Source organism: Arthrobacter sp. PL16, from assembly GCF_035985055.1.
GTDB lineage: Bacteria > Actinomycetota > Actinomycetes > Actinomycetales > Micrococcaceae > Arthrobacter_D > Arthrobacter_D cheniae.
The window spans coordinates 185763-210813 of the sequence record NZ_JAXCIC010000005.1; the positions used below are offsets into that span (position 1 = coordinate 185763).

At 64.3% G+C, this 25051-nt stretch carries 17 protein-coding genes and 1 pseudogene; 4 read left to right on the forward strand and 14 right to left on the reverse strand.

Features of this window, described 5'->3' with window-relative positions:
- Positions 1-757: 757 nt before the first annotated feature.
- From RCH21_RS11930 to RCH21_RS17190, 6 genes and pseudogenes are all read right to left on the reverse strand, one after another.
- Positions 758-2203, reverse strand: a complete 1446-nt coding sequence (locus RCH21_RS11930) for an O-antigen ligase family protein (protein ID WP_326964539.1) — start codon at positions 2201-2203, stop codon at positions 758-760.
- A gap of 1 nt (position 2204) precedes the next feature.
- Positions 2205-2855, reverse strand: coding sequence for an acyltransferase (locus RCH21_RS11935; RefSeq protein WP_326964540.1), 651 nt, complete (start codon positions 2853-2855; stop codon positions 2205-2207).
- 4 nt (positions 2856-2859) lie between these two features.
- Positions 2860-4620, reverse strand: coding sequence for a WecB/TagA/CpsF family glycosyltransferase (locus RCH21_RS11940; RefSeq protein WP_326964541.1), 1761 nt, complete (start codon positions 4618-4620; stop codon positions 2860-2862).
- 263 nt (positions 4621-4883) lie between these two features.
- Positions 4884-5459 (reverse strand): arsenate reductase/protein-tyrosine-phosphatase family protein, encoded by a 576-nt coding sequence (locus tag RCH21_RS11945; RefSeq protein ID WP_326964542.1) that lies wholly within the window; start codon positions 5457-5459, stop codon positions 4884-4886.
- A 133-nt stretch (positions 5460-5592) separates the two neighbouring features.
- Positions 5593-6096: a hypothetical protein gene (locus RCH21_RS11950; protein ID WP_326964543.1), complete on the reverse strand. Its 504-nt coding sequence runs from the start codon at positions 6094-6096 to the stop codon at positions 5593-5595.
- A gap of 154 nt (positions 6097-6250) precedes the next feature.
- A pseudogene (locus RCH21_RS17190) lies at positions 6251-6616 on the reverse strand (VanZ family protein); the annotation flags it as partial.
- A 368-nt stretch (positions 6617-6984) separates the two neighbouring features.
- On the opposite strand from RCH21_RS17190, the gene RCH21_RS11955 reads away from it, so the two are divergent.
- Positions 6985-7635 (forward strand): 50S ribosomal protein L25/general stress protein Ctc, encoded by a 651-nt coding sequence (locus RCH21_RS11955; RefSeq protein ID WP_326964544.1) that lies wholly within the window; start codon positions 6985-6987, stop codon positions 7633-7635.
- An 11-nt stretch (positions 7636-7646) separates the two neighbouring features.
- Entirely contained in the window at positions 7647-8231 is a 585-nt protein-coding gene (pth, locus tag RCH21_RS11960) for an aminoacyl-tRNA hydrolase (RefSeq protein ID WP_326964545.1), read from the forward strand.
- 42 nt (positions 8232-8273) lie between these two features.
- On the opposite strand, the gene RCH21_RS11965 is transcribed toward pth, so the two are convergent.
- From RCH21_RS11965 to pelF, 4 genes are read right to left on the reverse strand one after another with little or no spacing between them, the layout of a single operon-like run.
- On the reverse strand, positions 8274-9095 hold the full coding sequence (locus RCH21_RS11965) for an endo alpha-1,4 polygalactosaminidase (protein WP_326964546.1): 822 nt from the start codon (positions 9093-9095) through the stop codon (positions 8274-8276).
- Positions 9092-9775, reverse strand: coding sequence for a spherulation-specific family 4 protein (locus tag RCH21_RS11970; RefSeq protein ID WP_326964547.1), 684 nt, complete (start codon positions 9773-9775; stop codon positions 9092-9094). Before RCH21_RS11970 ends, RCH21_RS11965 begins: the two co-directional genes overlap by 4 nt.
- Complete coding sequence (locus tag RCH21_RS11975; protein ID WP_326964548.1) at positions 9772-11100, reverse strand: hypothetical protein; 1329 nt, start codon at positions 11098-11100, stop codon at positions 9772-9774. The genes RCH21_RS11970 and RCH21_RS11975 overlap by 4 nt, the downstream gene beginning before the upstream one ends.
- A complete protein-coding gene (gene pelF / locus RCH21_RS11980) occupies positions 11097-12620 on the reverse strand; it encodes a GT4 family glycosyltransferase PelF (RefSeq protein WP_326964549.1) in 1524 nt (507 codons plus the stop codon). The genes RCH21_RS11975 and pelF overlap by 4 nt, the downstream gene beginning before the upstream one ends.
- Before the next feature lie 454 nt (positions 12621-13074).
- On the opposite strand from pelF, the gene RCH21_RS11985 reads away from it, so the two are divergent.
- Both RCH21_RS11985 and RCH21_RS11990 read left to right on the forward strand, forming a co-directional pair.
- On the forward strand, positions 13075-15867 hold the full coding sequence (locus tag RCH21_RS11985; protein ID WP_326964550.1) for a helix-turn-helix transcriptional regulator: 2793 nt from the start codon (positions 13075-13077) through the stop codon (positions 15865-15867).
- The gene (locus tag RCH21_RS11990) at positions 15864-18527 is read left to right on the forward strand and encodes a LuxR C-terminal-related transcriptional regulator (RefSeq protein ID WP_326964551.1); all 2664 of its coding nucleotides are present in this window, start codon (positions 15864-15866) and stop codon (positions 18525-18527) included. The genes RCH21_RS11985 and RCH21_RS11990 overlap by 4 nt, the downstream gene beginning before the upstream one ends.
- A gap of 123 nt (positions 18528-18650) precedes the next feature.
- Here RCH21_RS11990 and RCH21_RS11995 read toward each other — a convergent pair whose 3' ends face one another.
- The 4 genes from RCH21_RS11995 to RCH21_RS12010 all read right to left on the reverse strand — a co-directional run bounded on the left by RCH21_RS11995 (position 18651) and on the right by RCH21_RS12010 (position 24741).
- Positions 18651-20087, reverse strand: a complete 1437-nt coding sequence (locus RCH21_RS11995) for a UDP-glucose dehydrogenase family protein (RefSeq protein ID WP_326964552.1) — start codon at positions 20085-20087, stop codon at positions 18651-18653.
- A gap of 108 nt (positions 20088-20195) precedes the next feature.
- Complete coding sequence (locus RCH21_RS12000) at positions 20196-21425, reverse strand: hypothetical protein (protein ID WP_326964553.1); 1230 nt, start codon at positions 21423-21425, stop codon at positions 20196-20198.
- A complete protein-coding gene (locus RCH21_RS12005; RefSeq protein WP_326964554.1) occupies positions 21422-23335 on the reverse strand; it encodes a right-handed parallel beta-helix repeat-containing protein in 1914 nt (637 codons plus the stop codon). The genes RCH21_RS12000 and RCH21_RS12005 overlap by 4 nt, the downstream gene beginning before the upstream one ends.
- A gap of 11 nt (positions 23336-23346) precedes the next feature.
- Complete coding sequence (locus RCH21_RS12010) at positions 23347-24741, reverse strand: glycosyltransferase (protein ID WP_326964555.1); 1395 nt, start codon at positions 24739-24741, stop codon at positions 23347-23349.
- Positions 24742-25051 lie beyond the last annotated feature (310 nt).

The following is a 25051-nucleotide window of genomic DNA, read 5'->3' on the forward strand; positions in this document are numbered from 1 at the left end:
CTCTTTGTCGTGAAGCTACTGGAATTGAGCCACGCCGATATGACGCCAGCGCGAGGGAGGGCGTCTTCAGGATGGCCTTCTGCAACGCTGTGCTGCGCCTGGCGAAGTAGCCGGGCGGAAGTAGCCGGGAGAACGAGAGGTGCGCCGTTTCAGTTATACTCGGTCGGCAAATACCCTCTTTCTACATCGCCGACGATTGAGGGCTCAGTACTCGGACCCCTCACAATACTCCCTGGCGAGACAACGCCGACGGTCGTAAAAGTCAATCTAAAGCGGTATCACGAAACCTTTGTTGGCAGACCTGTGCAACCGCGTCACCAATCGCGCAGAAGGCCGAGTGGAGGATGCGGACGACGCCACAATAGGCGAACAAGTGTCGGCTGAAGGCTCGGATGGCCTATCTGTGAAGAATAGCGCGATTGCAAGGGGGACGCTTTGGCGTCGTCCGGCCCCTTACCTGTCAACACTCGGCGCAGTTGATCGTAACTCGTTGCTGAGGCAATGGGACTCGGTTGAAATAGCCATAGCTGCGTAGCAGATTATGGGTCAGTGCTCTGCACGGGATATTCCTTTTTTGGATAAGACGAGACAGCACCTACGCAGCAGCGAAACAGTAGTTAAGTATCTACGGAGAGACTCTCCCTCCTGCCTATAGTCCGAGGCAGGAAACCTCTATCAGCGGTGTAAAGACGAACGGATGGCGCTAAGACCTGAATGACATCCCGAACTGTTTTGTCCGATCTCGTGAGGTCAGCGCCTAAACAAGGAGGTTGTCCTCGCCGTCTCGACGCCCGATCGCTACCGAAGACGGGCTCTTCGTGCCTGGAGTAACGTAACGGTGTTGACGGTGCCATGCCCCAAGGGTGAGACCGAGCGCCAGGTAGATCAGTTGCGACCCACCTGCGTCAATCAGGTAGGGGTGAAGGAACTGGGCTCCCGCCAAGAATAGAATTACCAAAACCAAGACTCTGGAGATCTCTCGGATGGAGGAAGCCTCCCTGCTCTCCCCCTCGATTTTGCTGATACTTCTCAGCTTGAAGAATGCGACAAGCGTAAAGCAGCAATAGGCAAGAAGAAGCGGCACGCCCCCAGCCATCAGAAGAGTTATATACATCGACTCGGTGTATCGAAATATCCCTGAGTCTGAGGAGCCCAAAGGGCCGTAACCGGATAGCAGATTCTCTTCGATTATGGGTAAATAATCGTTTCTCCAGACCATGAGGCGGTATGAAATGGTCTGCGGTAGCCAGTCAATGCCCTCCCCTGAATGCGAAAATTGTGCATCTAACCGCTCAGAAAAGAGTGAGCCGAGGGGAGTAGCAAGTACTACAGCAAGGCTAATTAAGATGAATGCCGGAGTGTACAGGATTCCCTTCGAGCGCAAGCTATAAAAAACCAATAGAACTCCGGCAAGTAGGATCGGCGTAGCAGTCAGTGCGCTAAGTAGCCCACACAGAACAATGATAGAAAGAGCAAGGGTTTTATTTCGTTCTGACCGGTTTAGGAACCCTTTAAACAGAGCGACGATTGAGAACGCAAGCGTGACAGCGAGGTACATCCCAAGTGCGTGCCAACTAACAAATGTGCCCGAGGCACGATACGTCTTCCATGCGAGGGGATTGAGAATCTCTTGGTTGCCGGTAAGTGTTGCTAGTACCGCGCGAACCGAACCTACGTCGAAAAGTTGAGCCAGGGCGATTATGCTTACTGCAGCAGCGAAAATTAGGTTCCACTTTAGAACGATGAGAGGACTGATGTTCTGCTGACCGAAGGCGAATGCAACTAAGTAAAGTAGAAAAAACTGGGGGATTGATGCAAGCTCCATTGCTATCGGAGCATCGTTCGTCAAACCCGGCCGATCAATATAATTTACCAGTGTAAGTACGACGGAAGTGAAAGCAAAGAACAAAAGGGCGAGGCCCACTCCATCTGCAACTTTCCATTTGCCGCCCCAATTCAGCAGAAGGATAGCGGCTACAAGGACGATTATCACTTCGGAAACTTTGAGTCCCGGCAGCAGCAATCCTCGCAGGGTTCCCGATGTTGGAGGGATTAGGGCGAGTAATACGGCTAGGACACGAAGGGAGAAAGGAATCGACTGTTTCTGGAGGCCATTCGCTACCCTAGGCTGAATCCCTAGCCCCGAACCTGCAGTTGTACTTAGCCTCGGGCCCGAAGATCTAAGTATTAGTTGCTTGTGCACGCTAGGCACTCTTACTCTCGGCTGTCTTTACGGAGGCAGTGGAGGTCAGTGGGCTGGCCACGTCTTCTTCACTTCTGTTGACGCCTCTACGGCGAAAGGATTCTGGAACCTCAAATATTCTTAGGGCTTTAGCCGGGTTACCGCCGACCAGCGTCCCTTGCCCGAAGCTCTTAGTCACAACTGAACCTGCAGCGACCACGCACCCTCGACCCAGGGTAACGCCCGGCAATATTGTCGCGCCGGCACCAATCCAACAATCGTCACCTATTGCAACGGGAGAACATATAACTGGATCAAGAGGAGCGACTGCATGAAAATTTGTGTCGTATATGGCGACGAAATCAGCAATTTCCGTTCGTGCTCCGATACTGATCTTGTCCTGTGCGTGAATTCTTGTTCCTTGGTTGATGAAAACGTCGTCGGCGATTAGCAGTCGCGCTCCCTCTGCCACTGAGAAGCTTGCGGGGGCGATCCTTGACATGACGATAAATCGCTTTCCAATTATCAAATCTCCATATATATCCAGCTTTGGGAATCGATAAATAAAACCGGCATCAAGGCGAATTCGCCCAGTTGGAAGGAAAGCGAGTGCACCGCGCAGCCGTCCGACGGCATGTGCCTGAGTAGCGCGCATTAGTCGTTTGTTGATCATGAAGTTACCCACTATAACGTCTCGTCTCCCGGACAAGTAATATCAGCCGAAGGTATGCTGGTCCGCAATGAAGGACATAACGCCTGAAGAGGTGCCGCGGGTCTTGAATAAGTCTATAGGCCCACTCGAGTCGAATCCGCTGCACCACGAAAGGCGCCCTCTTGCGTATCCCCAAAAGCATTTCGATCGCTCCGCCAATGCCTATCATAAATCCGGGTGAGTCAAACTCCTTCATTCGGTTGGCAATCAAGTCTCCGAAAGGAGGCGTTACCGCTATCAAGGTGATACTCGGGTTCGACTTCCTCAGTTCGTTGGTCATCTCTTCGACGTCCCAATCCTCTTTCCGGCCAAAGTTGCTATAGACCAAGGCTGCTCCTGCCTCTGACAGGCGCCTAGCCATCAGTTCATGGGAGGTTTGTGAGCCCCCAATTATTGCAACTTTGGTATTTTTGATCCGGGGGTCCGATAGAAGTCGAACAAGGAAGTCCGACCCTGTCACTCGGTGCACTGGTCGACTGCTTGAGCGGTTCACGCTGGACACGATCGGCCACCCATCTGCGGATAGGAAGTCAGCGGTAGCAATAGAGCGGCGGAAGTCGCTTCGATTCATTGCCAAATAGATATGATGCAAGTTAACGGTTTGAACCCGAGCGCCGGCGTTGCCGTCGAAGGCAAGATTGATCAAGCTGTCTAAGTCAGGAATCCATCTTTCTAAAGTGCCCCGCCAAACGCTCGCTATTGGGCCGACGCTTTTTCCTTTCACGGTGGGTTCTCCTAGAAGGACTTTAATCTGCGTCTTCATGCCAGAGTTTATGAATAAATTCGACTGCTTGGGTTGACCGGTGTTCTTAGCATCCGCGCGCAACCATGCATCTGTTTTACGGACAATCTGATTTGTATCGTCGGCGGGAATTGCTCGCGATGGACTAAGCCCGGCATCGGTTATCAATTTCGTTGGCGCTACAACCATCTTTCCGTAACTCGCGGCCTCAAGCATTTTCACACTTATGCCTGTCGATTCTCCGGTTCGGGGTATGACCACGAGGTCTACTAAGTTGTAGAAGTGATCGACACTGTCGACTATTCCGAGCGCTCGAACATTCGGTCGGTGGGCATATGCTTCTGATCCTCTTCCGGCGAGAACAACTTCAGCGGGCTGTTCTTTCTTCTCATTGAGAGCTGGAAGTACCCGGTTTAGGAGGTTGTCGACAGCCATCTTATTCGGCGGCCAAGACATCTTCCCGATGAATCCGAGGTTTCCGGTCCGCGTTGCAGGGCCTGCAAGAACATCGGGCGCAAGCGCAAGATGGTGAGCAAATATACCGTTTGACCGTAGTCTTTCTACGTCACTCTTTGACAGGGCCAAGACTGCGCAGGGATTGCCGAGAAGGTCAATTTCGCGGAGCTTCATTCGTTTACCATTTTGCAGGAGGCGGAACAGAAGGGGGTCGTAGAGTTCTGAGAGCACCCAATCTACGTTATGGGCAAAGTGCAGGTCCGGGCGAATACCTGCTTCATTCGTCAGGAGGAGAGCCGGCCATTGACTGGAGACAATTAAATCGGCTTGTGACGCCATTTCGATGAGGAGGTTTCGTTTTGCAGCCCAGTTCCGATGCCACACAAATTTCGCTTCTTGGTAAGGCTCTGCTTTGGTGAGCATGTGCTGCAGGGTCCGAGCCGCCATGGCGATATTGCGCGAGACTTCGAGCGGGACGTCCTTGTCGACATCGCTCGAAGCTATGGTCATCACTTGTAAATCGCCCATGATCCGAAGCTGCGTCACAAGTAGGCGATCAACCCAGCTGGCGCCGCCTAGACTTTGGTCGCTCATGTCGTATGTGGTCACGAACAGTATTCGCACTTGATACCCCATTCATCTTGTTCAACGCGATCAGTGTTCGGAGTCAAAGTAGAGTACTCTTCGTTGAGCGGATGGTCCTGCCCAGGCGCGTCTCGATACACGTTGGCGGTGGTCCTTCGGACCCGCGAACCTGCTGATTTCCTTTGTTCGTATGCCACCCACCGCGGTCACCTGTGCCTGTTCTCCCAGCGCACCAGGGTGTGGACCGCGGGCACCAGTTCACGCACCATCTGCTGGTAAACCTCGTCCGGGCGTCGGTAGGGATCGACCACATCATCATTGCTTGCGTCCGTCGGCTGCATTGCACGATTGCGTTGAGCCGCTGGAAGAATCGCGCGCCAGCGGTGAGGGCTATCCAATGATGCATCGCCCTCTAATGGGCTGATCAGGCGCGCAAACTCGCGCAGAGTAAAGGTCTTCCGGAGGAGCGACGGGGCCATCTCGACCACCCTGCTCCGGTGCTCGCGGGTAAGGGTAAGGACGAGGTCTTGACCCTGAAGAACGCTTTTGTCGAGTTGCCTGGCGTGAAACTTGTCGGTTTCGCCGCCAAAGACGCGGACCAAGCCGGCTACCTGTGCGTCGATCGGAGAACCTACTAGTGCTCCCGTGCCCGCGCTAGAGATTTCGAATCTGCCAGCCGCCATGCTGGCGAATCCGCTTCGTAGCAGGCGCTCGACCATGGGGGATCGGCAGATGTTGCCTGTGCAAACGGCAAGAATGCGGAATGGCATGTCCGTTGTCATGTCCTCTTATTCTCTAGACTGCACCTCGCGCACCAGTGCCTGTAGCAGTGAAGGTGACTTTCCACTGAGCCTACCTGCCGGATGTTGCCGAACCGGGGAGCGACGTGCGGCGATACGGTAGTGATCGATTACTTCAAGGCCTGCCGATGCCCTTGTAGGCCCATTCCGCCGCACGCCAGAGCCCGCTGTCGAAGATGTTTCGTTCGTCGAAGATGTTTTTGGTTTGAACGAGCCCTCCAAGGTACTCGGGCGTAAGCGCCCTGTACTCGTCCCATTTCGTCAGCAGAACAAGTGCGTCTGCCAGTCGGGCCGCGCTGCTCACCGGGACCGTGGATTTGCCGACCACCACGTTGCCCGGTTTCAAGGAGTCCAGCAGGGAGGCGAATGCGGAGACGACGTGGCGCATGTTCGCTGCATACCCGCCCTTCCTCTGCGGCGTCCCAACGCAGACGAAGTGGACCTGCGATCCCTTGGCATCGGCGGTGTTGGGGCTGAATTCCAATCGGCCTGTCGCCAGTACTTCCTCGATGGGCTGGGGGAGGCCTGGCTCGAAAAAGGGAATTCTGCCGGCCTGCAGTTCGTCGACCTTCCATGCGTCGACATCGATGCCGACGATGTCGTGGCCCAGCTTCGCCATGCACCCTGCATGGACGCGCCGAGGTACACGCAGCCGATGATGGATATGCGCATGCTGATGCTCCTCACCGAAGGAATGATCCGCGGACGACGTTAGTGGGTTCGGGCAGACCTCCGATGTGCGCAAGCTGGGAAGGGCTGAACAGTGGATGGACCTAGGGCGTCCCGTTCCGGTGACGCCTCAACAGCGTCCAGGCTGCCAGTGTGCCGCCCATCGCCCCGAGAGTATTTGCGATTAGATCATCCGGCGTCGCGACCCGCTGGGGCAGCAGGAGCGCCTGTGTCCCCTCGATTAAGAGCGAAAGGGTCAGGCCCGCCAATGGTGCCACCCAGCGCCAACCCCGAGGAGCCAAAATTAACCAGAACAGACCCAGTGGGACGAACATCAAGACGTTCGCGGCGAATTTTATGCAGCCATACGTAACGAAGGGGGGTAATCCGTGCGCATGTAGAACCTCGAGCCCGCGACGGAGGCTGCCGCCCCTAGCGCGGTCCACCGGCGTCGGCCACAGCACAATGAACGCGACCGCTAGAAGTCAAACTGCGCACAGCGCGGCGCCAACGGCCCTGTACTTGCGGGAACGAACCGGCGCACTACTCAGCGGAAGTCCTTCGAGGAATGAGCCGGACGGCTGACGGCGGAGTTGCCCCATTATGGCCTGCCCCAGCTGAAGGGACAGCCGACAGTGAGCGGTCCTGTAGTATTGAATGCGATGCCTAGGCGAGGGAGCGGGCCGGATTGCAGTATTTCCGGTCGGACTCCGTGATCGACGGTGGCTAGTGACTCAACTGGTTTCTAGACAACTGCCCCACTCGCGTGTTCCTTCCGCCCCGGCAACGTCCCAGTGCTCGCGCAGACCGCGGAGAGCCTCAACGTCCAGGAGAAACCATGTCCGAGCAGAAGCTCGCAGCACACGTCCGCACCGAGTTCGGCAAGGGCGCTGCCCGCCAGGCCCGCCGCGCCAACATGATCCCCGCGGTCATCTACGGCCACGGCGCCGAAGCCATCCACATCCTGTTGCCCTCGAAGGCGACCACCCTCGCCGTGCGCACGCCCAACGCGCTGCTCACGCTGGACATCAACGGCGAGGACCACCTGGCCCTGGTCAAGGACATCCAGCGCAACCAGCTCAAGCGGATCGTCGAGCACCTCGACCTCCTGACCGTTCGCCGCGGCGAGAAGGTCCAGGTAGACGTCGCCATCCACGTCGAGGGCGAGACCCTGCCGGACGTTGTCTCGAACCTCGAGACCAATACGGTCCTCGTCGAGGCAGAGGCAACGCACCTGCCCGAGACCCTCACCGTCAGCATCGAGGGCCACAACATCGGCGAGCACGTCTACGCCTCGGACATCGTGCTCCCCGAGGGAGTCACGCTGCTCACCGATCCCGAGACGCTCATCGTCAACGTCATGGCCCCCACGGTCCAGGACCTCGGCGAGGGTGACGAGACGGACGCAGCCACTGAAGGAACCTCCGAGGGTGCCACGGCAGCTCACGGTGACGCTGACGCTGTCATCACCGACGCCGACGAGAAGTAGGCAAGCAACCGGTGTCCACTGACACCTGGCTCGTAGCCGGGCTCGGGAATCCCGGGCCCGGCTACAGCGGCAACCGGCACAACGTCGGCCAGATGGTCCTGGACCTGCTGGCCGACCGCGTGGGCGGTCGCTTCACCTCGTCGAAGGCTCAGGCCGTCACGCTCGAGGGCCGGCTCGGCATCGGCGGGCCGCGGCTCGTTCTCGCCAAGCCCCTGACGTACATGAACCTCACGGGCGGGCCGATCTCCGCGCTCGCGCGCTTCCACGACGTCGCGCCCGACCATGTGATAGCCGTGCACGACGAGATCGACATCCCCTTCAATACCCTCAAGCTCAAACTCGGCGGGGGGGAGGGCGGGCACAACGGCCTTCGCGACATCAGCAAGACCCTCGGCACCAAGGACTACTACCGTGTCCGGGTCGGCGTCGGACGACCACCCGGTCGGCAGGACCCGGCCGACTTCGTGCTCAAGGACTTCAGCACCGTGGAGAAGAAGGAACTGCCGTTCCTGCTCGACGACGCCGCGGACGCCGTCGAGCTCCTGATCCGGGACGGCCTCTTGGAAGCCCAGCAAAAGGTACACCCACCGAAGTAGGAACACTTCTGGGAGTCGCTGCTGGCCCAGGCGACGCCTGCGTCAGCAGGGCCGCCGAGACGCCCCGAGGTCCAGGGGCTTGAGCATCGAGGAGAAACCCCTCCGCTCCGCCTCGGCGCAGAAGCTCAGCGAGCCTTGGTACTCGACGTGCAGAACGGCCTTGCCGGCGTCGGTGAAGGGCTCATACAGACCGCATTCCGCATACCGGACGCATTCCTCGTTGATGGCGAAGTCGAAATCGTCCACGAGGTCGGGGATCTGGTCGACGTCGTTCTTCAGTGCGACCGACAATCCGCGTGCGTGGGCCAACTCGGCGGCGGCCCGGTTGTATGCCAGCTGGTCGGCTGCCGTCAGCGGAAAGCCCGTCGCATTCAGATAACCGTCCACGTTGTCCGGTTCGACGGCGTCGAACCCCTTTGCGACACAGGTATCCATCCGTGCTGCCATGATCGGCAGGAGGACGTCCATGCGGCGGATGTCGAGCCACCGCTCGTCCGGCCAGCCGGACATGACGTCACCCAGGACGGCTGGCGGGAAGGCGCCGGCGTCGGCCCGGAAGTCCTCCAACGAACCGGCCGAGAGATAGCAGATCAGTCGTCGCCCATCGTCCTTCAGCGCCTCGGCTTCAGCGCGCGTCGTCCTTTCGTAGTCGACGTCGAAGACATCGGCATCCACGTCGAGGTCGAGGTCTCCACTGAGTTGCCACTGCCAGCTGGTCGTAGGGGCCGGAGACCACCGTGAGTCGGCTGAGCCTGCCTGGACGGCCCGGGCCGCCGGAGACCCGCCGTCGTCCGGAGTCCCACAGGCGCCCAGCGCAAAGGCAACAGCCAGGCCGGCAACCACGGACCAGGGGCGCGCCTTCATACGCGGCCGGGGTGCTCGGCGAGGAGACGCGCGGAGACGACGGCCGGCGGACCCAGCCATGGGTTGGGGAGAGATCGATCGGTCACGAAGACGTGCCCGGCACCACGATGGCGGGCGGCGCGGTGGAGGGCGGTCAGCTGGTTCGGGTCGCACTCGTACACCAGATGCCACAGCCGGGACGGTGCCACATCCCGTGCCCACGCCGGGTGCTCGAAGTCCGCGTAGGCTTCGGCCGTCCCTTCGAAGACCGAGGTGACGTCGAAGAGATTCAGGTGAGCCAATGAGGGGAATACACCGGGATTCGCTGCCAGGAACGTGATGCTCGCAGCCCGCGCCGCGGCTGCGTACTGTGCACACCGGGCAAGGCTCTGCGCCGTAGCTGGAAGCTCGTCCAGCATGATTCCGTCCACGTTGTACAGCCGTTGCCACCGGGCGATATCGCCTGTGACCTCCGCCACGGGCCGGTTGCCGTAGTCGACCGGGACGTAGCCGAGGATGCGGATGCCCCGCAGCGTGGGTATGGCCTCCGGGTAGTACTCGTCGTCGTCCTGGCCGGGACCGTTGTGGACATTGAGGACGGCGAAGGAGACGTTCCGGCGCTGTGCCGCGAGCCACGCCCAGTCCTGCGGGGCCTCGGCGGGATGCACGTACCACGGGAGCGCGAGGCGGGCCCTCCTCATGCGTAGGCGCGGGGATCGGACACCCGCGCCAGGAGCATGGCACTGCCCGCGGTGACGAAGACGATCGCCAGGAGCATGGCGGGCACGGCGCCCAGGGACAGCCACGCTGCTGCGGACAGGCATGCCGCGCCGGCGAAAAGTACACCCGCGCGCGGCAGGCCGAACGCGCTGAGGGTCGTCGACGTCGTCGCCAGGGAGCTGAAGGCCGCGGCGACGATGACCGTCGTCGCTCGGGCGTCCTCGACCAGGAAGATGACCACAAGGGTGGAGACGGCGGCGGAGACGACGACGATCACCGTGGACATCACCAGCGTGGACACCCACGCGTGCCGGGCGGCATGCGTCAGCAAGGGCGTGCGATGCGAGGACCACACCAACCGCTGGCGCATGAGCACCAGGGCCGGATCGGTGGCCGCTGCGGCGACGACGGTGGCCACGATGAGTGCGGTCCCTTCCCAGTCCGGCAGCCGGGTCAGCGCCATGGACAGTGCGGCGGCGAGGAAACCCGCCTGCGCGGCCGGGGCGAGGGCGGCCCGCACGTCGCCCCGGCCGGGCAGGTGCGGCTCATCGATGGTGCGCAGGACGGCGACCAGGTTGATGGTGACGGCGACGAGGACCAGGAGGGCCACGGCCACGACGACGGGAGTCGTGGCGTCGCGTCCCAGCACCAGTGCCACGGTCATCACCGATACGGCGCCGGCGAGCACCGTCAGCAGATACCAGGAGCGACCGAGGATCACGAGCATCGAGACGACGCAGGAGTACCAGCACCACGCGAGGGTGAGGACGGCCGTGGACGCGTGGTGAGTGGGAAGGAGCAGGGACACCGCGAGGTAGCAGGCGAGGACAGCCCCCACGATCAGGGCGGCGCCGGTACCCCTGGCGACACCGCGGTGCACCTGGCCTGTTCCTGCATGTGCCCAGACGATTCCCGAGACGGACTGGCCGATGATCCAGGCGCCGATGCCGGCGATGAGGATCGCGTTGGTGTCGATGGCCAGAACGGTCGCGGTGAGGCCGCCCAGTACGGCACCCAGGATCAGGACGATGCCCCGCCGTACAGCCTCGAGCAGATCGGTCCGGGCCAACCAACCGCCCGGAGTCAGCGGAGCCCGCGCGGGGTCCCTCGACCGGTCGAGCGATTGCGCGTAGGCGAAGACGTCCGTTGCTCCGCTGCGCAGGCGGACAGTGCGGTCGCTGAGGCCGGAAGCTTCGAGCCGTGCAGTGACCTCGTACGTGTCGACGGCATCGAAGGCGATGCGGTCATTCCCGATGGTCGGCAGAGAGTCACCCGACGCCGGCATCATGACGCTGTCGGCGCTCATGCCGACAACTCGAGTGCATGCCTACCGGTCAGCCAGGGCACACGGGGGATGACGGCGTCGGCCGTGCTCGGTTCGTGCTCGAGCAGCCGTCCGTCCCGCGCAGCCATGTAGGCCTCGCGATAACGGTCGAGGCATCGCTCCAGGGTGAACAGGGACAGCGCTCGCCGGCGGGCAGCGGCACCCATGGAGGCTCGCAACACGTGGTCGGACAGCAAGGTGACGCAGGCGTCCGCGAACGCGACGTGGTCACGGGCCGCGACCAGCAGGCCCGTCGTCTGTTGCTCGTCGAGGCATTCGGACACCCCTCCGACGTCGGTGTTGACCGTGGCGCGGCCGCACATCATCGATTCGATAAGGGTGAACGGCAGCCCTTCCGAGACGCTCGACAGAGCCACCACATGACCGGCCTCGATCGCCGGTCGGCTCCCCTTGCTGGGGCCCTCCCAGTGGACGGCACCGGAGACTCCGAGCGCGGCAGCCAGCTCCACGAGCCGTGTCTTGTAGGCAGCGTTCTCGGCAGGAGTCGGACCGAAGATGCGCAGTTGGGCATTCGGGATGCGATCGCGGACCACCGCGAAGGCGGACAGTAGCGTTTCCAGGTCCTTGAGCGGGTCGATCCGGCCGACGAAGCTGATTGTCGGAAGTACCGGCTCGCCGGTGATGGGTTCGAACTTTCCGGGATCGACGCCGTTGGGGATGGTGTGGATCTTCTCCGGGGCGGCACCGAGTTTCCGCTCCCACCGGGCGTTGAACTGGTTGACCGGCAGGATCATCAGTGCGTGGACGTGCACCACCTCGCACAGTCGCCGCAGGAATGCCGTCACCGCGCGGCGCACCGGCCAGGACAGCTTCGCGCCGTGAAGTGCCAGGTACCGCTCCCGCAGGTAGACGCCGTGTTCGGTCAACAGGATGGGGGTGCCGTGCCGCCACGAGTGCGCCAGTGCAAGCAGGGACGAGGGCCCGTTGCTGGATGCATGGACCACATCGGCAGTCCCCAGTTCATGGTCGATGAGGGCCAGCGCGCGGTCCACGATGCCGGCAGCCATGACCGCGTCAGCAACGGACATCGGTGCCTCTCCCGACGTCCGGGCGTGGCGCTCCCAGGCGGCGAGGATGGGAGCCACGGATCCGCGTGTGGACAGTGAGCGGGCCAGCCCGATCCTGTCGCTGATGCCCACGAGCTGCTGGAGTGCGTCGGCCGTCCGCCCTACCGGATCGCCACTGTCCGGGCCGAGCGCGGCATCCCAGAGCTGGGTGAGAGCGTGCTGCGTCGAATCGACCCAGGCTCGGCGTCGGGAACCGGGGCGGAGCGCAGAAGCAGGCGGCCCCCACACCGGAATCATGCGTACGGCCTGCACATTGGACGGCAGGTCCCAGGCGAGCTTGGTAACACCGCTCCCGGTCAGCGCGACGACGTCGAATTCGTGCTCGGGCATTCCCCCGATGAGCTGGTCACACCAGGTGCTGACGCCGCCGGTGACGATCGGATAGGTTCCTTCGGTGACCAGGACGATCTTCACGAGGCCGCCGATCCTGCGTGCCGGAGCGCTTGCCGGACTTTCGGGCGCATGCTTCCCATGGATGCCGTACGAACCAACATTGTGACCCTTCGCCGATCGGTGACATAGCACTTCCAGTACAGGTGGTCGTGGCGGGCACAGCACGAGTAGGTTTCACGCGTCTACTGCGCGCTCTGCGGCAGGCTTACGCGCGTGGGCACTTGCCCTGGCAGGGGAAACTACCCATCCGGCCCGGGAACTGGGGGCACTCCGGTGCCGGCGGCTGATCCTGGGGTTGCAAGGGCGCGTAGTCGTCGTCGTCCATTTCAGGTAGCGCTCGAGATGACCGCAGGGGTTAAGCGAGTAGCTCTGTTCCTACCCTCCGTAGCTTCCACTCGTGTTTGCTGCGGCCTGGATTCCTAGGGTGGGAACAGGTCTTTAGCTGCATCATTTGGGGAACAGGACGACGATCACAGTGGTATCTCAAACGCACGGTCTTATCAGCACGGGTAGGCCCCTGTTCAGCGGCCCCTCGGCAGCCGGGGGAGAGCAGGCATTCCTCGCCACACGGGAGCAACTCGTCGAGAGTGTCCTGAAGCGCATCAGGTCGCCGGACAGGATCGGAGCCGTGCTGCTGGGCGACGAGGGGAGCGGTAAGACAGCCATCCTGCGCACTGTCGCGCACCGTGCCTCACAGACTCATCACGTCGTGCGGATCTGGGCCTCCAAGCGGGCTTCCTCCGAGCCCTACAGGGCCATCGCCTTCCTGCTCGCCGAGCTGGAAACCGAACAGACCGGGCACCCGCTGACCATCCTCCAGGGGATTCGCGCCCTCCTGGAGGAGCAGTCCAACGGCAGGCCCATCGTCCTGGCGATCGACAACGCCGCGTGTCTCGATCACGAATCGGCCATGATCATCAGCCGGCTCGTGATGGCCGGAGTGGCGTCGGTACTCATCGCTTCCAAAGCGCTCAGGCTGATGGACGATTGCTTCGCGGACCTGTGGCGTGAGGGAGACCTGGAGCGCTTCGACCTCCCGTGCCTGACGCGGACGCAGATCCGTGCCATCGCCGAGGCGGCGCTCGACGCCCCCGTGTCCTGGGAAGCCGTCGAGGTGCTGTGGCGCTCCAGTGAGGGCAACGCCCGCTACCTCTACGCCGCTCTCGAGGAACTGTCGATGTCGGGACTACGCGTCCAGGAGGGGACCTGGGTCGCCGCGTCCGGTCAGAGCCTCGTCCCGTCGCCGGTCCATGCCAAGGCCCGTTCGACGCTCGGGGCACTCCAGGACCAGGAACTGCAGATAGTGCGCGCACTCGCCTACGCCGGCTCGCTTCCCGCCGGAGCGGTCCGGCACCTCGCAGGCCTCACACGCGATTTATCGGGTGCACCGGTCACCACCGCAGCAGGACCAGGAGCATCGGCCCGATCAGGAGAGGCAGCCGCGCACCTCGACGCCCTGCAGTCCCTGATCGTGCTGGGGAACAGCGGGGGAGTTACCACCGTGTCCCTTGCCTCCGGGCTTTTCGCCGCCGCCGTGCGGGAGCAGACGACGACGGACGAGGCGGCGGCGCTGTACACGCTGCTGGCCGGCCAGCCCACCGATGCCTTCGATCCCGCCGGCCTCGATCCGATGATGCACGCCGAATGGCTGCTCGCTGCAGGCTTTCCGGTCCCGGAAGACCTGACCCTGGCGGCGGCGAGGCGGTGCATCTTCCTCGGTCTTGATGACCGCGCACACTTCTGGATCGACCTGCACCCCGACGATCAGGACCTCGAGCGCATCCTCGAGGCGGCCCACGCGGCGCTCGCCGTCGGGCACGGAGGTGAAGCCGAGGCCCTGCTGGCTAAGGGGCACGCCCTGGTGGCAGCGGACAGCGCTCCCATCCCGGCAGCAGTCCGCCTTCTCATCCTGCGTTGCCGCGCACTGCGGCTCGTCGGCAGTGCTCCCGCACAACGGACGGCACTGCTCGACGACGCGGAGCGGCGCATAGCCCTTGCCGAGCGGCAGCCCGGAGCCGCGCGTGGCCTCGTACCGCAGCAGTTTCTGGAGCATCGCGCCGATGTGACCCTCACGCGCGCCGAGGATGGTTCATTCGGCGGGAATTACCAGATGGTCGCGAAACTCCTGCAGGGCGCGGACCGGACCGGGTGGACCCAGGACCAGGAGGCGCTTGGCGACGGACTGCTGTGCGAGGCGCTCGCCATGACCGATCAGCAACTCGCCGCCGACGGGTTGGCCCGCTCCATGGGGGCCGGCCTCGGATCCCCGTCGATCAGCCGAGAGGTGCGCGACGCCACCCGTCTGCGTATCGCCGTCGCCCTCGATGCCGGGGGCACTGCGGGTGGGCCGGTGTCGGACGCCGGCCAGGACATCGGGACACACCCTTCCTCCGTCACCCGTGATTCGATCGAGGACATCATCGCGGGAGTCCGTGAGGCCCTCAAGGGCCGGCCGGACCAGGCACGGGCGCTGCTCCTCCCCGTGGCGCAGCAGCTCGTGCTCAAGGATGCCTACTGCCTCCTCCCACTGGTGACGGCGGCACTCGCGAGCACTCCCGCCGACACCGACGCGGCGGGCGCAGTCATCGGCTATTTCCCGCAGGCAGCCGCGCAGTCGACGCCGTGGACCGTGAACGCCCTGATCGGCCACCTGCGGTCGGCGTCACCAGGAGTGCGTGAATCGCGCATGGAGACAGCCGCGAAGTTCGCTGATCTCGCGGACGCGGCCCACGCGCAGGGCGCTCCGATGCTGGAGATGATGCACCGGCTCGCGCAACTCCGCGCAGGTGACACAGGTGCCGCGCGTGCGCTGGCGGCCGCGGCCGCGGGTATCGAGGGGGTCTATGCGGCGGCCTGCGAGCTGTATGGCAGGGCTGCCGATACGGGAGATGCAGAACTCTTCGCCCAGGCGATGGAGAGCGCCCAGCTCGCCGGTGACAGCGGGCTGGCGCGGGACTGCGCCGCCCAGGCCCTCCAGGCGGCGCAGCTCTCCGATGCACGCGGCGTCCTGAGGGATGTCCAGCGGCGGGCGGGCCGACTCTTCGGGGACACCACCGACCTGCAGATGGGGGTCGCGCTCGAACGTCTGACCAAGCGCGAGCGCGAGGTTGCCCAACTCGTGGCCCGCGGGGAGAACAACAAATCGATAGCCGTGACGATGGGCGTCACCGCGCGAACGGTGGAGGGTCACCTCTACCAGATCTTCTCGAAGCTCCACCTTCGGACCAGGGGCGAACTCGTGGACCTGATCCTGGTCGGGGTGCGATGAACTTTCTGCGCACCGATGACCTGCTGCCTTGTCGGCAACCCGTCGTCGACGCCCTGCAGGATGTCCTGGGGCTGGAGAACCGGCACGGAGTCCTGGTGTTCGGAGAGAGGGGAATGGGGAAGTCCTACCTCCTCCGCACCCTCGAGCGCTCGGCCCCTTCCGGCGGACGGCGACGGTACGTCATCCGCGCAACCCATGCCCTGCGGGCCGTGCCCTATGGAGCCCTCGGCGAACTGCTGGGCGGGGTTCCCGGGCCTGACCTGCTTGATCCCATCCAGATGCTGCGGGCGGTGCGGCAACGGCTGCGCAGCTCCGACGGCGGCCAAGCCGGCGAGGTTTTGGTGGATGATGCCCAGTTCCTCGACGAGGAGAGCGCGCATGTGCTGACCCAGCTCGTCGTCACCGGGGCCATCCGGGTCGTCGCGTTCGCCGATTACTCACTGTCCGAGTCCAGCGGGCTCTACAGCTTCGCCAACGAAGGCTACCTCGAACGGTTGCATCTCGAGCCGCTTCCTGCCGCCAGCATGGGCGCAGTGGCGGAATCCGCCCTGGGAGAAGCTCCGCTGGGAGGTCGGGCCGTACACCACCTCCAGCAGGCCACGGGCGGCAATCCGATGCTCCTGAACGCGGTGCTCGGGCACACCACATCGGGCAGGGTGCGTGCCGTCGATACCGCCGGATGGAATCCTGCATCGACGAAGCACCCGGTCGCCGGGCCGATGGCGGACCTAGTCGCGTCGATCCTCGCCCCCATGCCCGAGCCCCAGCGCAAGGCCCTGGACCTCCTGGCGCTCGGCGGTGCGGTGGCGACCGCCGACGTCGAGAGACTGACCAGTGCCGGGACCGTCCGCACGCTGGTGTCCCAGCGACTCGCGGTCACGCACCCGTCCGAGTCCCGCTACCTCACGCTGCGCCATGGACTCTACGGGGAGGTGATCCGCGCGACGTTGCCCCTCGGACGGCAAGCCCTGCTGCGCGATGAGCTCGGCGGCTCCTCACACGCCCTGCCGCCGTACGGTTGCCACCGCATACGCCACGTGGAGTGGGCGGTCGACACCGGACTGCAGGTGGAGGCGGGCACGCTGCTCGACGCGGCGAGGGTCGCCACCCACACCGGGCACCTCGAGGCGTCGGAGCGGTTCATCCGGGCCATCCCTGCCGGGCACCGGTTCGAGGCCGACGTCGAACGTGCGCGCCTGCTCGCCGTTCGTGGCCACGTGGTGGCGGCAGCGCAGCTGGTCACCGGACTGGACGCCGTCGACGACGACCGCGCACGCATCGCCGTCGTCCTTCAGTGCTCGGCGAAGCGGTTGGCCGGAGAGGCCCCGTCCGACCTCCTTGCGCTGCTCGACTCCTCCATCCCGTCCCTACCCAGTGCAGCAACCAGCACGGACGGCGACGAGTCCATGGTGCGCGCGCAGCTCCTGCGGGCACAGCTCCTCCTCGACCAGGGCAACGCTGCTGCCGCGGAAGTCCTCACCGACAACTACAAGGAGCTTTCGCCGGAACCCCGCGCTGTCGCCCTGGCACTGCGCGGACAGGCCTTGGGCATGCAGGGCCGGGCTGTCGAAGCCGAACAGTGCACACAAGCTGCGCTCGACGCGGCCACCGCAGACCCGTATGCGCTGATACATATCCTCGGGGACGTCCTCGCCCAGCACATCCTTGTCCTCGCCCACGCCGGCCGGGCCGACCAGGCGCTGGCCCGGCTCGAGCAGGCCGAGTCCGGCACCGTACCCTTCGGTGCCGCGGATGCCCTGCGGGGCATCGTGCTCATCAGGCAGGGACATTTCTCGGCTGGCATGCAGAGCCTGGTGCCGGCGCTGGCCCGGCTGCGCAGCACGGACCCGCAGCTCCTGCTGCCCTACGCCCTGGGGACAGCCTCCTGGGGGGCGGCGGTACTCGGCAGGACGAACCAGGCCTGGTCGCTGATCGACGAGTTCAGGAAGCTGAAGCCCCGCGGGAGCGTCGAACTCGGGGTGCTCGGCCGTGCCTTCGCTGACGCGGCCGCATCGCTGAGTCCCCGACCCACGGAGCCCCCTGCGTCCCTCGACGCACTGATGGCAGAGGTTCACCCGGCCGGGCTCCGCGCCTGCGAGAAGGACATCCTGGTCCTCGCGGTGCTGCTCGGCCGGGACGAGGCCGCAGACCTCCTCGCGCGGCTCACGACGGACATGCACGGCGACGAAGCCCTGATCCTCGGCAGCTTCGCGCGGGCGGTCGGCGCAGGTGACGGCATCGAGCTCGGCGAGATCTCGGACCGTGCTGCCGCTTTCGGCCTTCCGCTGATCGCGGTGGACGCGGCGGGGCGGGCGCGGACACTTCAACAGGCGGACTCCCGTGCCTCCTCCGGCGCACGATCGGTCTCCCGTCGCCTCGGCAAGTACAGTGCGCCCTTCGTCGGCACGCGATTCGAGGTCCCCGGCGGTGCGCGCTCCGTCACCGACCTCACGAGGAGTGAGGCCGCGGTCGCGCGGCTCATTGCAACGGGGGAGAGCAACAAGGGGATCGCCGAGTCCCTGTTCGTCTCCGTCCGCACGGTCGAGGGCCATCTGCACCGGATCTACGTGAAGCTCGGTATCAACGGGCGCCTCGAGCTGGTGCAGGAGTTGCAGGACCAGGAGCAGGCACTACGGGCGAGCGGAACAGCTTCGCGCTGACGGCTGGTCTCCAGCACACCCGCAGAAGATGCGGACAGACGAATGCGCTGGTGTGGTCCGGGCCATGACACCCGGACCACACCAGCGCATCTTTTATGAGCTGCTGGTGCCGAAGCGCGTTGTCTACGCGCTCAGGGCCACCTGCAGCGGTTCGTCGGCAAGGAAGACGGCTGTTGCCGGATGCTCGGGGCGGCCGAGGGCGCGGTACTCCCACCCGGCGGAGCGGTACGCGTCCGCGTTCAGGGCGTGGCGTCCGTCGACGATCCGCCGCGAGGACACGAGGCGCCCCAGGATCTCCGGATTGGCGTCCGTGAACTCGTCCCATTCGGTCAGGAGGACGACGACGTCGGCATCGAGGACGGCCTCGACGAGGTTGTCCGCGTAGCTCAGTTGCGGGTAGGCCCTGCGGGCGTTGTCCATCGCCTCCGGGTCGAACACGGTGACCGACGCGCCCTCCTGCTGCAGCATGCGGGCCACGTCGAGGGCAGGGGCATCACGGATGTCGTCGGAGTTCGGCTTGAAGGCAGCACCCAGGCAGGCGATCCTGGCGCCGGCCAGATCTCCGGAGGCCAGGTCCCGCACGATGTCCACCGTGCGGTGACGGCGCCGGACGTTGATGCTGTCCACTTCGCGGAGGAAGGCGACGGCCTGCCCGACCCCGAGTTCCTCGGCGCGGTACGCGAAGGCACGGATGTCCTTGGGCAGGCACCCGCCACCGAAGCCGAGGCCGGGCTTGAGGAATCGTCCGCCGATCCTGCTGTCGTACGAGAGCGCCCTCGCCAGGAGGCTGACGTCGGCTCCGGTCGCCTCGCAGACCTCGGCCATGGCATTGATGTAGGAGATCTTGGTGGCGAGGAACGAGTTGGCCGCGACCTTCACCAGTTCGGCGGTCGCCAGGTCCGTGACCACCAGGGGAACCTCGGCGGCGAGCAGCGCGGTGTAGCAGCGGCTCAGCTGCTCGCGTGCCCAGTCGGAGCTGACTCCGAACACGAGCCTGTCCGGCCGCAGGGTGTCCTGTATCGCGTAGCCCTCCCGCAGGAACTCGGGATTCCAGGCCAGCTGGACTGCAGTACCGGCCGGCGCGATCTCCTGCACCAGGGTAGTGAGGCGGTCCGCCGTCCCGATGGGAACCGTCGACTTCCCGACGATCAGCGCAGGCCGGTCCAGGTGCGCGGCGAGCCGGGAGACAGCGGCATCGACGTACTGCATGTCGGCGGCGGGAGAATCCTTCGCCTGGGGGGTGCCCACGCAGATGAAGTGGACGTCGGCGGACGCTGCCGCATCCGCGAAATCGGTGGTGAAACGCAGGCGCCCCGAGTCGAGGGCGGTGCGCAGGAGCTCGGGGAGTCCCGGCTCGAAGAAGGGCACCCGCCCGGACTGGAGGGCCGCGACCTTGTTCTCGTCGACGTCGACGCCGACGACGTCGTAGCCGAGGGTGGCCATGCAGATGGCGTGGGTTGCGCCGAGGTAGCCCGTACCGATCACCGACATACGCGGCTGTTCGATGATGGGTGAGTCGCTCGAGGTCGACTGTGCTTCCGAGATGTGGGTGATGGTCATGACATGCTCCAGACATGGTGGGGTGAGGTGATGATCGGGCTGTTTTCGGGATGGGTGTAGCCAGGGAGGTACGTGCTCGGTGGTGCAGGTGCGGTAGTGAGCCGTGGCTCAGCGGCAGTCCGCGTTCGTGAGGCCCTCTCCTGCGTTCTCCACGAGGTTCGCGCAGTCGACGATGTTCGCTCGTTCGGGGCGGGTCGCTATCGCATGACCTGCTCCGTTGACGATGGCCGTGTTGTCGGCGAACAGGTTGCGGGTGCCCCAGCCGTCGATGATCTCGTGCGTCTGGAACCCGTCGAGCGGGGTGTTCTCGCCCCGGTTGCCGGTGATGGTCCAGGCCGTCCCCTTGACGTCGACCCAGGAATCGGCGCCGGACAGGTCGGACCCGTCGAAGGTGTTGTCGATGATCAGGCCGTTCACTGTTCCTTCCTTCACATCGATGCTCTCGGAGGTCGTTCCGCTGATCGTGTTGCCGGCGATGACATTCCGGTCGCTGCGGTCGGGCAGGCACTCGGTCACGGTGCACCAGTTGCTCTCGGCGGAGCCGATATAGACGCCCTCACCGAATTTCGGTTTGCGCAGTCCCGTGTTGCTGATCGTGTTGTTGAGGACGACGTTCGCCGTGCTGTTGTTCCGGAGGTGGATCGCCTCGTCCCCGATGCCCGTGACGGCCAGATCCTGGATGAAGGTTCCGGTTGTCGCATCGGCCATGACGCCCTTCTGCCCGTTACGGACGGTGAAGCCGATCAGGGCCCAGTGCTCCGCCTGGTCGAGGTGCAGGACGTAACCGCCCTTGATACTGCCGCCGTCGAGGACGGCACCGCGTCCACCGCAGAGGAAGATCCGCTCCACTGCGGTACCTGACGAGCGGGCTACGAACGGCCCGGCGTAGACGCCGTCGGCGAGCCGGATGACATCGCCGGGTGCGGCTGACTCCAGCGCATCCGCCAGTTCCGCGCTCGTGGCGACCTGCTGGGTTGCAGCAGGACACTCGAGCTTCCTGTAGTCGGGGAGATCGGCCTGCCCCGGCTGGGCCTGGGCCTCGATACCGGGTGCGGTGATGGGTTCTTCGTTCTCCTCGTCGTCGGGTTCCTCGGTCTTGTCATCCCCATTGCCGGACTCGCTCGTCGCGGTCGCCCGGGGTGCCAGGGTTGCCTGCGCCGGAGTGGGGAATGCGGTGGCGGTCGGCGGTGCTGCCTGTGCGCCGTCGTCGTTCGTCGAGGCGACAGGTGGGGCGCCGGACGGGGCGAGCAGGGGAGCGACGATGGCGAGCGTCACCAGCACGCCGGCGATGAACGCCGCCAGGGCGGTGATGATGATGGATGCGTTGATGCGTTTCATAGGCCTAGTCCTGCCGTTCTGCGTCCACCGGTCGTGCTGCCGGTGATGACGGTGAGCGGCACCTTGTCCTCGTAGGGATGTTTCTTGTCCCGGCTACGGCCTGCGCCCTTGATCGCCGTGAAGACGACGATCATCGCGAGGAGGAGCCAGAGGACCGTCAACGGTTGGAAGAAGTTCTTCAGGGCGATCAGCCAGGGCGTGGTGTCGTTCCAGGCGCTCGTGGTGTTGCCCGTCACGGTGATATCTTCGGATCGTCGTGAATCGACGGCGCTCGGTCCCTTGCCCGCGATGGTGTTCTGCGCGATCGAGGTCCCCTCCGTTGCCCCGACGATCGTGATCCCGTGGTTCGTGAGGCCCGTGAGGGTGTTGCGTCCGACGTCGGCGATGGAATCCCGCACGTAGATGCCGATCTCACCTCCGTCGACGATGTTCCCCGACACCGTGGCGTCCAGGACCGTGTCCCTGACGGCGATGCCCTGGCTGACCTGGTCACGCAGCTGGTTGCCGACGACGCTGACGTTCCGCGCGCCGTCCCTGACGACGATGCCCATCGTGTTGCCGGTGATGTTGTTGGCGTGCACGCCCACGTTGTCCCCTCCGATGACCTCGATACCGTAGCGGCCGTTGCCGGCCGCCGTGCTGTTCGCAACGGAGTTGTTGCCGTACCTCCCGAGGGAGATTCCTGTTGCGCTGGGGCCGTTGGCCAGGGGCTGGCCCTCGATGGAGATCCCGTTGCGCCGGTTGTCCCGTGCCGTCACTTCACTGAGCACGATTCCCGTCGTCGCCCGTGAGAGCACGAAGCCGTCACCCGCGTTCCCGCTGGACTCCGTCTTGCCGACCGCCGCGTTGGTGACGTACCGGTGCATGACCATCCCGTCGGCGAGACTCCCACGAACCTTGGTGTCCTTGATGTCCACGCCGTTGGCGTTCGCGATGAAGAGCCCGAAGGCGTTCCCGTCGATGACGGTGTCCGAGATCGAGGCAGAGACATAGCTGTAGGTGGGATCCGTGAGGTCGACGTCGGGCAACGGGAGCTCGCCGGCCGGCAGGACGCCGTCGACAGGTGCCTGCGGGGAGTCCGGGGACTGTGCACCGTTCAGTGCTTCGACGCCCGCCTTCACGTCCCTGCCGAAGGTGGCGAGGGTTCCGGTACTGGGGCGATCCGTACCGGTCAGGGACAGTCCGCCCGTCCGGCCGCTCCAGAAGCCCATCTGGCTCAGTTCCACGTAGTTCAGCGCCACCTGGCCACCGATCGAGCGGATGTACGCGCGACCGTCGTCGGTGAGTGTGTCATCGGTTCCCTTGTCGCGATCCCAGCTGCGGATGCTCACGGGATTACCCTCGGACCCGCTGAGCTTGAGGGTACCTCCGTAGTTGACGATGGAGACGAACCCCTTCGCATCACTGGCCAGCTTGAGCTCGAGACCCCCGGGTTCCGAGAGGTCGAGGGTCGCGCCGTTCTGGACCACCAGGTGCTCGGACAGCAGGAATGATCCATCCGGTTGCCGCACGAACGTCTGCGGCGCGAGCTCGAGGAGGCTCTCCACGGTGTACGCCTCGTCGCGGGAGGTCAGCACGAGGGAGTAGGCCGACCCTGCAGACAGCCGGTACGCCGTCTTCACGTCGAGGTTGCGCCAGCGGACCATGGACGCCACGGTCCGCACCTCGGTCAGGCGCCTGTCCTCGTCGGCGACGAGGGCGGCCTCCAGCTCAGGGTTCCCCGGGTAGTCGGTTCCGTCCGCGACGGTTGCCGTTCCCAGGTCCCCGATCTCGTTGTCCGAGGTCGGCTGAAGGTCCGACGTCGGTGCGGGTTCGGGCGCCTCTGCAGCGAATGCGGGAGTTGCAACGGCCGGCAGGGCCAGCCCGACGGCCAGGAGCGCGGGAAGGATGCGTCGGCCCACGAGGGGCATGGTGACCCGCCTCATCGTGCGCCCACCGTCAGCTGCTCTGCTTCCTCCGGCGTGGCGACGGCCACGGGGATGGGAGAGGAGGGAGCCTGCACTGCGTGCGGGGTGACGCGCTGGGCCTGGGGGAATGACTGCGCCTGCGACAGCGAGGCCGAGGTCTGGCCGTCCCCACCGGTCGAATCGGCGTGGCGGGTCAGCCAGCCCTGCTTGTTCATCGTGAAGAAGGCGTAGATCTTGATGGGCAGGGCGATGAAGATCACGACGGCGGTGACGAGGGGCAGGAGGACGATTTCCTTGGGGTGGCGTCGCAGGTGGGAGAATCCGCGGACACCGCGGCCCAGCAGGATCCAGCCCAGGGCGAGGGCAGCTGCGACCGGCGTCAGTTCCAGCCGGCTGAAGACGAGGTAGCCCATGGTCACTCCCATGGTCACCGGTGTCAGCAGGATCTGCAGCACCGTGATCTTCGTGACGAAGGGGACCCGCCAGAGCCATCCCTTGTACACGGCCGTGAGGTAGCAGCGGTAGGAGTTCCGGCTCCATCGGATGCGCTGCTTGACGAATGCGCGGAAGGTCGAGGGGAACATCGACAGGGCCCGTGCACTGGACTGGTGAACGGTCTTGAAGCCGGAGGCCAGGACCAGCCAGGTGAGTCGACCGTCGTCGCCCGAGACGCAGCGCCGCCCGAGGAAGAACTCGTCCTCGAGGTTCTCGAGGACGGGGAGGACCGCTGACCTGCGGTAGGCGCCGGTGCGTCCGGAGATGCATGCGACGGCACCTGCGCGCCCCATTGCGGGCACGTAGTCGTAGTACCGCAGGTTCACGAGCCAATCGGCGACGCGCCGCCACACGCTCGTGGTCCGCTCGTAGACGTTCTGCTGCGTGCTGACACCTCCGACGTCGGGATCCGCGAACGGCATCTGGACGGACGCCAACAGGTTGGGCTGCCAGAAGGTATCCGAATCGGTCAGGATGTACAGCTCGCCCGTTGCACGGCGCATGCCTTCGCCCAGCGCGGAGCGCTTCCCGGCGTGGGGGAAGAGCACCGGCTTGATCCGCGCGTCGTCGAGAGCGACGAGGCGGCTGTAGGCCTCGGTATCCGCCAGGTCGAGCACGATGATGATCTCGTCAGGATCCTGCTTCCGCCAGGTCTCCAGGCATGCCATGAGGATCTCGGTGTCCTCGTGGAAGGAGGGCACGATGACCGAGGTCGTGGTCCGGAAGTCGTTGACGATAGGCCTGGCCCGACGCGAGAGGATCACCCTGTAGAGCCACAGCGACCATACGATGGCGCCGGCAAGGGCAAGAGGCAGGTAGGACGTCCAGTCGGAGAGGTCGAGTGCCGGAAGCTGGACGTCCGAGAGTAGATCGAACAGGTTGCCCGTGGATTCCGGGCTGGGTGAGGTAGTCATGGAACCTCCAATTGATGGATTTGCTCTTGGATGCCGGGTTACGGGGCGGGAGCGCTCGATCGGACGTTCGACGACATTGCAGTTACGCAGTCACGCTGCCCCCAGCGGCATGATTCGAGGTTATGAGCCCCCTGATTGGCATGACACCGTGCCCGACGCCCCAATCACGCGCAGCAATACTTGGGTCGGATCCCATGACGCGCGAGTAAACCCGTTCGACCTACGCGCGGAGGAAAGGAATCGTGTGCGGATCCGGCGAGGGCCGGAGAGGACGCAAAAGTACAGGCGCGGGTAGAAGTGTCCGCGACGT